The following is a 9,004-nucleotide window of genomic DNA, read 5'->3' as shown; positions in this document are numbered from 1 at the left end:
AAGACTGTCATGGTTCACGCCATAGACGATGGTCTTGTCCGCATCCTTGCCCGGCGCGGATATCAGCACCCGGCTTGATCCGTTGTCGAGATGCGCCTGGCATGCTTCTTTGCTGGTGAAGATGCCGGTGCATTCCAACACCACATCCACGTCGGACCACGGCAGCTCGGCCGGGTTGCGGATCGCCGTCACCTTGATCGGGCCACGACCGACATCAATGCTGTCCTCAGAGGTCTTGACCTCGACCGGGAAGCGTCCATGCACAGAGTCATATTGCAGCAGATGCGCGTTGGTTTCGACCGGTCCGAGATCATTGATCGCAATGACCTCGATATCCGTGCGACCGGATTCGATGATTGCGCGCAGAATGTTGCGGCCAATGCGGCCAAACCCGTTGATGGCAACTTTGATGCTCATAAAAGAATCCTCGCTGGTTTTGGCAGGATCGACTGCCTGACGTATCGTGTAGTGTTACCGCTAACAAGCAGAACGACGCAGAGCTGTCAAGCAATGCGCCAGTCTCTGCGTCAACGCCAGAACGCGACCCAATCCAACAAATCCACACCTTTGCCGGCCAGAAACAGCAGCCCGTCTCCTCCGGTCAGAAAGGCGTCAATCCCGATCCCGCCGAGGATCAACAATCCCAAACCGATAGCGAGTGAGTTGGTCATCGCGCATGTTCCTCTGCTCTTGCGTGCACAATGCCAGAGGCGCCGTGCCTTGTCACGCAACCGTATCGAATGCCACGGGGCCTTTTCTTCGAAGAAAAGACGAAAATGCTTCGAAGCATTTTTTGCCCCTGCCGACTGTTGCGATCCGATCCGACCCATAATCGCGGTGTCGAAAGCCGGTCGTGCCTTCTCACGGGCGATCAACGGCCTGCAAAGGCGTCCCACGGGCATGCCCGTTGCGTGCAGACCTTTGGCCTGTCACAATAAGATGCGTGTACATGTGCCGGTTCCCCTTCATCAAAATCGTCTGAGGTCTGCAATGCAAGCAAGTGTGCAATCGGCATCGGTCGCCGCGTTGGCCGTCGGCGCCGGGGCTGCTTTCGTGACCGCCTTCGACAATGCGGCACCCAGTCTTGCCGCACCAGAGATGTCCCGCCTTTTAGCACGACGCGCTGTTTCAGGGTGACACAACCAACAGCCAGACCACCCCGTCTTGGAAAAGGCGCGGCCATCGCGCTGCGCTTTGCACTGCTGCTTGGTCTGGTGGTGCTGGCGACCTGGGTCTCACATCTTGTTCGCGAAGCTCTTGGCTTGCAGATCACGCCGGAAAACGAACAGCAGATGTACCGTGTGCTGATGCTGGGTACGGTGATCTATGTCGGCCTTCTGGCGATTCCGTTTGTGCCGGGTGCCGAACTTGGTGTGGCCCTGTTCATGGCATTTGGAGCCTCGATTGCGCCACTTGTATACGGGGCCACGGCTCTGGCGATGGTGTTGTCCTATACGGTGGGTCGCATGTTGCCCATCACGATACTGGCTCGATTGTTGGCGTTTTTCCGGTTGCGCCAAACGGCAGTCCTGATTCATCGCGCAGAACTGCTGGCTCCGGAAGATCGCGTGGCGCTGATCCTCGAAGGCGCGCCGCCGCGTCTGCTCGCGTTGGTCATCCGTCATCGCTACATCGCCCTTGCTCTGGCCGTGAACCTTCCGGGCAACGTTGTCATCGGGGGTGGTGGCGGGATCATGATGCTGGCGGGTATGAGCGGCATTTTCGCCCCGGTGCCAACGCTGCTGGCGATTCTGATCGCGGTTGCCCCGGTGCCGCTGGTGGTCTTCCTGATCGGAGCTTGAGGATCGGCAAGCGCTGCGAGACCCGGTCAGAACCGTTCAAGACGTCGAATATCTGGCCGTGGCGCCTAGTGGAGCAGGCGACCCATCGCGCCCGCGACATCCGCCATCCGCGCCGAGAAACCCCATTCGTTGTCATACCAGGCCAGCACCCGCACCATCCGTTTGCCGACCACCTTGGTCTGGTCCGGTGCAAAGATCGAAGACTGCGTGGTGTGGTTGAAATCAATCGACACCTTGGGTTCCGGATCATAGCCCAGCACTGTGCCCATATGGGTCGCTGCCGCCAGTCGCACCACCTCGTTGACATCCTCGACCGTGACATCCTTGCCTGCGTAAAAGGTCAGATCCACCGCCGACACGTTCGGGGTCGGCACCCGCACGGCAGACCCATCCAGCTTGCCCTTGAGATTGGGCAGGACTTCCCCCAACGCCTTTGCGGCCCCGGTCGAGGTCGGGATCATCGCCATGGCCGCGGCCCGTGCGCGGTAAAGATCGGCGTGGCGGCGGTCCAGCGTCGGCTGATCGCCGGTATAGGAATGGATCGTTGTCATGATCCCGCTTTCGATCCCGATCGCCTCGTCCAGCACCTTGGCCAGCGGGGCCAGACAATTGGTGGTGCAGGATCCGTTGGACACCATCGTGTCGCCCACCACCAGATCGCGGTGATTGACGCCATAGACAACGGTCTTCTGCACGTTCTTCGCCGGGGCAGAGATCAGAACCGATTTGGCTCCACGGTCCATATGCACACCTGCGGTGGTGCCGTCATTGAACTGGCCGGTGCATTCCAGAACCACGTCACAGCCCGACCAGTCGAGCTCTTGCGGATCATAGGTCGAGAACACCTCCATCGGACCGCGCCCCAGGTCCATCGTGTTGCCGCTGACCTTCACCTCGCCACCAAAACGTCCGTGGATACTGTCATAGCGCAGAAGATGCGCGCTGGTCTCGATGGGGCCGGTGGCGTTGATCTTCACAACCTGCACGTCGTTGCGCGAACTTTCCGCGATATGTGCAAGTGTGCAGCGGCCGATCCGACCGAAACCATTGATTCCAAGAGTGACGGTCATGAACGTGTCTCCAGCGTGGTATGATTGCCGGATGTATACGGATGTATGCTGCAGTCGCAAAGTAAAAAGGACAATTTTCACAATGTGTTAGCGCAAAAGGTGCCGTGGTGACGCATGATGGCGCTAACGTTTCAGGACAGTTTGCGGTAACACCGCCCCGATGTTTCCAGACCTGGGAAAGTGAGGCGCGGTATGGATGGTGCGGTTCTTGTGGGGCGAAGTCTGATTGCCGCCCTGTTTCTGGGCGGAGCGGTGCAAAAGGGGCTTGATCCGGACCCGGCCATGAGCCTTCTGACAGATCGCGGATTGCCGGGCGTGTTGGTCTGGCCCGCGCTTGTGTTCAATGCGCTGGCCGGTCTGGCGCTGCTTGCCGGATGGGCCGTAAGGCCTGTTGCGTTGACGCTTGCGGGCTATTGCGCGGTGACCAGCATGTTTCATCTGATCCCCGATGATCCGTGGCAAATGAGCATCTTCGTCAAGAACTGGGCCATCGCCGGGGGATGTCTGGTGCTGGCGGCCCATGGACCGGGGCGCTATGTCTTGGGCAGACCTAACAGCGGAGCAGTGTGATGAGTGGATTGTTGGCCCTTCTCGATGATGTCGCGGCGATCGCCAAGGTTGCTGCGGCGTCTGTGGACGATATCGGCGCAGCGGCAGCCAAGGCCGGATCGAAAACCGCCGGCGTTCTCATCGACGACGCGGCCGTGACCCCGAAATACCTGCACGGGTTCGAACCGGCGCGCGAATTGCCGATCATCTGGCGGATCGCGCGCGGATCGCTGATCAACAAGCTGGTGTTCCTGTTGCCGGCCGCTCTTTTGATGTCGAGTTTTGCGCCCTGGTTGATTCCCCCCTTGCTGATCCTCGGGGGCAGTTATCTGTGTTTCGAGGGGGCCGAGAAGATCGCCCATGTGCTGACGTCACAGGGGGATCATTCCGGCGGGCCCGATGGCAGCCATGCCGTTGAAGACCCGATGCACCTTGAGGAACAAAAGATCAAAGGCGCGATCAAGACGGATTTCATCCTGTCGGCCGAGATCATGACAATCGCGCTGTCGGTGATCGAGGCAGGCAATATCTGGATGCAGGGTGCAACGCTGGCTCTGGTCGGGGTCATGGTCACCCTTGCGGTCTACGGCGCCGTGGCGGTGATCGTGAAGATGGACGATGTCGGATTGTGGCTCAGTCAGGTGGGGCGATTGGGACTGACCCGCGCATTTGGACGGGGCATCGTGAAATTCATGCCGTGGCTGCTCAAGACGCTGACCGTGGTCGGCACGGCGGCGATGCTGTGGGTTGGCGGGTCGATCATCGTGCATTCCGTGGCCCAGATGGGTTGGCACGGTCCAGAGGACTTTATTCACGACATTGCCGTAACGTATGGCACGGGGCAGCCTTTCTTCGAGTGGGGCATCACCGCATCCATTGATTTCGTGCTTGGTCTGATCTGGGGTCTGATCCTGATCCCCGTCGGCGTGAAGATCATCGGACCGATGTGGACGGCGGTCATGCCAAAGGGGGCCTGATCGACGTTAAGGCTGTTTTAACCGGTTTCGCGCTAGGGTCGGGGCCATGACGATGCCCTTATATCTCGAAGCGGAAAACTGGATCCGCAACGTGTTCTCCGCCAAGGCCGTGGGCAGGGGCGGGGTCATCCACCGTGCAACGCGTGATATCGAACGCTATGCGGGGCGCGTGGCTTTCATGCGCGAGGTCCACAGGCGCGGATTCACCCTTGTCGAAAACGGCGACCAGATGGTGGTGTTCTGCAACCGAGACCCGGTGCGCCTGCTGCTGAACCGCGATCCACCCAAACTGTCGCAACGGGCGTGGCCGACGCGCCCGGACACATGCGATGAAAGATCGGCGTCCAGGCGGTTCTGATGTTCGGGCAGCGCGGTGACGGTCCGGCTCGCAACCGGACCGCCAAGTTGGTCAAGCCTTCGGATCGGACTGCCAGCGGCCCTCGACCAGATCGCGCACCTTCTGTGCCACCGCATCGGCGGTTATGCCGAACTTTTCATAAAGCGTTTCCGCCGGGGCAGAGGCACCAAAGCCATGCATCCCGACAAACCCCGATTTCTCGCGCTTGCCACGCTCTCCGAACAGCCAGCGATCCCAGCCAAAGCGGATGCCTGCCTCAACCGCCACACGCACCGGACCACCCGGCAAAACGCGCTTGCGGTAGCGTTCTTCCTGCTCTTCGAAAAGCTCCCAGCAAGGCATGGACACAACCCGCGTCCCGATCCCTTCGGCTTGCAGAATGTCCCGCGCGGCCATGGCAATCTCGACCTCGGATCCGGTTGCCATGATGATCGCCTGACGTTTTCCCTCGGCATCGGCAAGCACATAAGCGCCTTGCGCAACAAGGTTCTTGGTTTTGTGTTCGGTCCGCACGGTCGGCAGGTTCTGCCGCGTCAGCGACAGCACCGACGGTGTCTTGGTCTGGGTGAACGCGATTTCCCAGGCTTCGGCGGTTTCCACCGTGTCGGCGGGGCGGAACACCAGCGTGTTCGGCGTTGCGCGGCTGATCGCCAGATGCTCGACCGGCTGGTGCGTCGGGCCATCTTCCCCCAGACCGATGCTGTCATGTGTCATGACGTAAACCGTCGGCACCTGCATCAAGGCTGACAGGCGCATCGCCGGGCGGGCGTAATCGGTGAAACACATGAACGTGCCGCCATAGGGACGGATGCCGCCATGCAGCGCCATGCCGTTCATCGCCGACGCCATGCCGTGTTCGCGGATGCCCCAATAGACATAGCGGCCCTTGCGGCTGTCGACGTCAAAGACACCCAGATCACCTGTCTTGGTGTTGTTCGATCCGGTCAGATCGGCTGATCCGCCAATGGTTTCCGGCAGGATCGGATTGACCACCTCAAGCACCATTTCCGAGCTTTTGCGCGTGGCGACCGAAGGCGTGGTTTCGCTGATCTGCTTTTTCAGCGCCTTGATGGTGGACGACAGTTTCTTGGGAGCTTCGCCTGCCATGGTGCGGGCAAACTCGGTCTGACGGGATGCCGACATTTCGGCCAGACGGGTTTCCCAGTCGGCGCGATCCGATGCGCCACGGCGACCAATTTCTTCCCATGCGGACTTGATGTCGCCCGGCACTTCGAACGGGCCGGTGGTCCACCCCCAGATCGCCTTCGCCTCGGCGTTCTGATCCGCGTTGGTCAGCGCGCCGTGGCCCTTGGACGTATCCTGCGCCGCGTGCCCCAGCGCGATATGCGTCTTGCAGGCGATCATCGACGGCCGGTTGTCCGCCTTGGCAGCAGTGATGGCCGCGTCGATTTCGGACGGGTTGTGACCGTCGATTTCCTGCACATGCCAGCCTGCAGCGGTAAAGCGCGTGACCTGATCGGTGCGGTCCGACAATTCGACGGTGCCGTCGATGGTGATGTTGTTGTTGTCCCAGAACACGACCAGCCGGGAGAGTTGCTGACGCCCGGCAATGCCGATGGCCTCGTGGCTGACACCTTCCATCAGGCAACCGTCACCGGCGATGACATAGGTGTGGTGATCAACCAGCTTTTTGCCGAACCGGGCGCGCAGGGATTCCTCGGCCATTGCGAAACCAACGGAATTGGCAAGACCCTGACCCAGCGGACCGGTTGTGGTTTCAATCGCCTGCGCCATGAAGTTCTCGGGATGTCCGGCGGTCTTGGCCCCCCACTGACGGAAGTTCTTGACCTCATCCAACGTGATTTCGGGGTCGCCGCAAAGATAGAGCAGAGAATACAGCAGCATCGACCCGTGGCCCGCCGACAGGATGAACCGGTCGCGGTCATGCCAATTTGGGTGGGCCGCGTCGAACTTGAGGTGCTTTTCAAAAAGCACGGTAGCCACATCTGCCATGCCGATGGGCATGCCCGAGTGTCCGGAATTGGCGGCGGCCACGGCATCCAGAGTCAACGCGCGGATGGCGGCGGCTTTGGTCCAATGGTCAGGGTTCTGGGCTTTCAGAGTCTCGATATCCATGGGCCGTCTCGTCCTTGTCATGGGGGCAATGGGGTCTTTTACGGCGCTCATACCAGTGTCACGGCAGAGTTCAAGCGGCACACCGATGCCGGTTGCGCTTAAGGGGGCGCATTTTCGGACGCGGATTGTTAAACTTTCACATTAAGAGGACGGAGCGATTCGTTTAGAGAGCACGGAAAAATGCGTCCGGGGGCCAAAGCTCCATGTCGGGCGAACAACAAACGGGGATCAGGCAAATGACCCAGATTAACGAGTTACAACACCGTATCACGGCTGCGCTGGATCGGGTGGCGCAAGGCGTGGCCCGGATCGAAGAGCGTGCGGCGCTGGCCGTTCCAGCCCCGGTCGCACAGCCCGAAATAGACCCGGAAGAGCTGGCGCGTCTGAAAGAGGCGCTTGACGAGGAAAAGTTGGCCAATGCCCAGCTGGAAGAGCGCGTGCGCAAGCTGCACGAAACGCACCGTCAGGACCTGGAAGCGGCGAAAGACGCCGCTGCTCAGGCGCAGACACCGGCACCGGCCGCTGCGCCAACGGTGGATGTCGCGGCGCTTGATCTAGAGATGCAACGCCTGCGCAAATCCAACGAGATGCTGCGCGCCACCAACGAGGAATTGCGCAACGCGCTTGCCGAGAACGTCGGAGAGCCCCATCTGATCAACAAGGCGATGCTGGCCGAACTTGAAGGTCTGCGCGCCGCCCGTGCGGTCGAGGCCGCTGAAACGCAGGCGATCCTCGCATCGCTGGCCCCGCTGCTGGATGCCGCTGCGCAAACCGAGGAGGCGAACTGATGCCCGAAGTCGAAATCACGATCGGTGGTCGCAGCTTTGATGTGGCCTGCCAGGAAGGTGAGGAACAGTATCTGCATTCCGCCGCCAGGATGCTGGACACCGAAGCCGAGGTTCTGGCCCAACAGGTGGGCCGTATTCCCGAGGCACGGATGCTGCTGATGGCCGGGTTGATGCTGGCGGACAAGACAGCCGGTCTGGAAGACAAGCTGCGCGAGGCCGAAGACCGGGCTTCCGGATACCTGTCCGAGCTGCGCATGCTCAAGGATGCGCCACCGCCGGAACCCGAACGCATCGAGGTGCCCGTGGTGCCAACGGATGTAACGGAATCGCTTCAGGAAATCGCAGCCCGTGCCGAGGCTCTGGCCCGCGATGTCGAGGAAAAGGCGGGCTGACCGCTGCCATCTCATGAAACGCAAAACGGCGCCTGATCGGGCGCCGTTTCTGTTTCAGCCGGGAGAACGCGTCAGGCGTTTGCTTCGCGGATCTTGTCTGCGGCGTCCTTGTTGTAGGAAACGCCGGATTCGTCGAACAACTGATCCAGCTCGCCCGACAGGGTCATCTCGGTGATGATGTCACATCCGCCGACGAATTCACCTTTGACGTAAAGCTGCGGGATGGTCGGCCAGTCTGAATATTCCTTGATGCCCTGCCGGATGTTTTCATCGGCCAGAACGTTCACGTCGGCAAAATCGACGCCCATGTAGTTCAGAACACCGGCCACCTTGCTGGAGAACCCGCATTGCGGCATGGATTTGGTGCCCTTCATGTAAAGCACAACGTCGTTGGTCTTTACGGTGTTGTCGATCAAGTCTTTTGAGTCAGTCATTCTCTTGCTCCATCTCTTCGCGGCGCTTCCGGTCCTTGCGGACATACGGCATTGTTGCGCCAACAGTTATTAGGGTGACAAGACCAATGGCGGCGAACATTGGCCAGGTGTTTGTGATAAAGTCGATCATGCGTGTCCCGCGCCGGACAGATCGGCATTTGGGTGTCGCGCGGGCAAATTCCAGACGAAAGTCACAAATGGCTTTGCCATAGGGGCCGTTGGACAGGTGCGGGCGCGCGGTGACATCACGCCGGAGCCTTCGTCGTCAGCGCCAGTGCGTGCAGTTCTCCGTTGGCGCCATCCATCTTGCCCTTGAGCGCGGCGTACACGGCGCGTTGCTGCTGGACCCGGTTCTTGCCTTTGAAGCTTTCGTCAACAACTTCTGCCGCATAATGGTTTCCGTCGCCCGCCAGATCGGTGATCGTGATCTTGGCGTTCGGAAACTCTGCGCGGATCAGCTCTTCGATTTCCTGGGCTTGTATGGCCATGTGGCTGCTCTCCGTGATTGAACTTTGCCAAAGATGTATGTCGCAGATG

13 protein-coding genes are annotated in these 9,004 nt (G+C 60.3%); 6 read left to right on the top strand and 7 right to left on the bottom strand.

The annotated features are described in order from the left end of the window. Positions 1 to 417, bottom strand: a 417-nt coding sequence (locus ACTIEN_RS13740; protein WP_439523716.1) for a glyceraldehyde 3-phosphate dehydrogenase NAD-binding domain-containing protein, incomplete at its 3' end; no start/stop codon positions are given. Positions 418 to 527: 110 nt separating this feature from the next. Continuing rightward, entirely contained in the window at positions 528 to 671 is a 144-nt protein-coding gene (locus ACTIEN_RS13735) for a glyceraldehyde-3-phosphate dehydrogenase (protein WP_439523715.1), read from the bottom strand. Between the two features lie 462 nt (positions 672 to 1,133). On the opposite strand from ACTIEN_RS13735, the gene ACTIEN_RS13730 reads away from it, so the two are divergent. Then, on the top strand, positions 1,134 to 1,802 hold the full coding sequence (locus ACTIEN_RS13730) for a hypothetical protein (RefSeq protein ID WP_439523714.1): 669 nt from the start codon (positions 1,134 to 1,136) through the stop codon (positions 1,800 to 1,802). A 65-nt stretch (positions 1,803 to 1,867) separates the two neighbouring features. Here ACTIEN_RS13730 and gap read toward each other — a convergent pair whose 3' ends face one another. After that, a complete protein-coding gene (gene gap, locus ACTIEN_RS13725) occupies positions 1,868 to 2,872 on the bottom strand; it encodes a type I glyceraldehyde-3-phosphate dehydrogenase (RefSeq protein WP_439523713.1) in 1,005 nt (334 codons plus the stop codon). Between the two features lie 192 nt (positions 2,873 to 3,064). Here gap and ACTIEN_RS13720 point away from each other — a divergent pair, with 192 nt between their 5' ends. From ACTIEN_RS13720 to ACTIEN_RS13710, 3 genes are read left to right on the top strand one after another with little or no spacing between them, the layout of a single operon-like run. Beyond that, positions 3,065 to 3,442, top strand: a complete 378-nt coding sequence (locus tag ACTIEN_RS13720; protein ID WP_439523712.1) for a DoxX family protein — start codon at positions 3,065 to 3,067, stop codon at positions 3,440 to 3,442. Beyond that, positions 3,442 to 4,398 (top strand): DUF808 domain-containing protein, encoded by a 957-nt coding sequence (locus ACTIEN_RS13715; RefSeq protein WP_439523711.1) that lies wholly within the window; start codon positions 3,442 to 3,444, stop codon positions 4,396 to 4,398. The genes ACTIEN_RS13720 and ACTIEN_RS13715 overlap by 1 nt, the downstream gene beginning before the upstream one ends. A gap of 46 nt (positions 4,399 to 4,444) precedes the next feature. Further along, complete coding sequence (locus ACTIEN_RS13710) at positions 4,445 to 4,756, top strand: hypothetical protein (protein WP_439523710.1); 312 nt, start codon at positions 4,445 to 4,447, stop codon at positions 4,754 to 4,756. Positions 4,757 to 4,807: 51 nt separating this feature from the next. On the opposite strand, the gene tkt is transcribed toward ACTIEN_RS13710, so the two are convergent. Next, entirely contained in the window at positions 4,808 to 6,853 is a 2,046-nt protein-coding gene (tkt, locus tag ACTIEN_RS13705; protein WP_439523709.1) for a transketolase, read from the bottom strand. Positions 6,854 to 7,089: 236 nt separating this feature from the next. Between tkt and ACTIEN_RS13700 the strand changes: the two genes are divergently transcribed. Together ACTIEN_RS13700 and ACTIEN_RS13695 are read left to right on the top strand one after the other, a co-directional pair. Beyond that, entirely contained in the window at positions 7,090 to 7,641 is a 552-nt protein-coding gene (locus tag ACTIEN_RS13700; RefSeq protein WP_439523708.1) for a hypothetical protein, read from the top strand. Further along, positions 7,641 to 8,033: a cell division protein ZapA gene (locus ACTIEN_RS13695; RefSeq protein WP_439523707.1), complete on the top strand. Its 393-nt coding sequence runs from the start codon at positions 7,641 to 7,643 to the stop codon at positions 8,031 to 8,033. The genes ACTIEN_RS13700 and ACTIEN_RS13695 overlap by 1 nt, the downstream gene beginning before the upstream one ends. Positions 8,034 to 8,104: 71 nt before the next feature. On the opposite strand, the gene grxD is transcribed toward ACTIEN_RS13695, so the two are convergent. From grxD to ACTIEN_RS13680, 3 genes are all read right to left on the bottom strand, one after another. Continuing rightward, positions 8,105 to 8,467 carry a Grx4 family monothiol glutaredoxin gene (gene grxD, locus ACTIEN_RS13690; protein ID WP_439523706.1) on the bottom strand — a complete coding sequence of 121 codons (363 nt, stop codon included), beginning with the start codon at positions 8,465 to 8,467 and terminating at the stop codon, positions 8,105 to 8,107. Beyond that, positions 8,460 to 8,597: a hypothetical protein gene (locus ACTIEN_RS13685; RefSeq protein ID WP_439523705.1), complete on the bottom strand. Its 138-nt coding sequence runs from the start codon at positions 8,595 to 8,597 to the stop codon at positions 8,460 to 8,462. Before ACTIEN_RS13685 ends, grxD begins: the two co-directional genes overlap by 8 nt. A 115-nt stretch (positions 8,598 to 8,712) precedes the next feature. Continuing rightward, complete coding sequence (locus tag ACTIEN_RS13680) at positions 8,713 to 8,955, bottom strand: BolA/IbaG family iron-sulfur metabolism protein (RefSeq protein ID WP_439523704.1); 243 nt, start codon at positions 8,953 to 8,955, stop codon at positions 8,713 to 8,715. Positions 8,956 to 9,004 lie beyond the last annotated feature (49 nt).

The organism is Marivita sp. (assembly GCF_051859345.1).
Taxonomy (GTDB): Bacteria; Pseudomonadota; Alphaproteobacteria; order Rhodobacterales; family Rhodobacteraceae; genus Marivita.
Note: the sequence above shows the minus strand (reverse complement) of the source record. Positions and strands in the feature narration are given on the sequence as shown.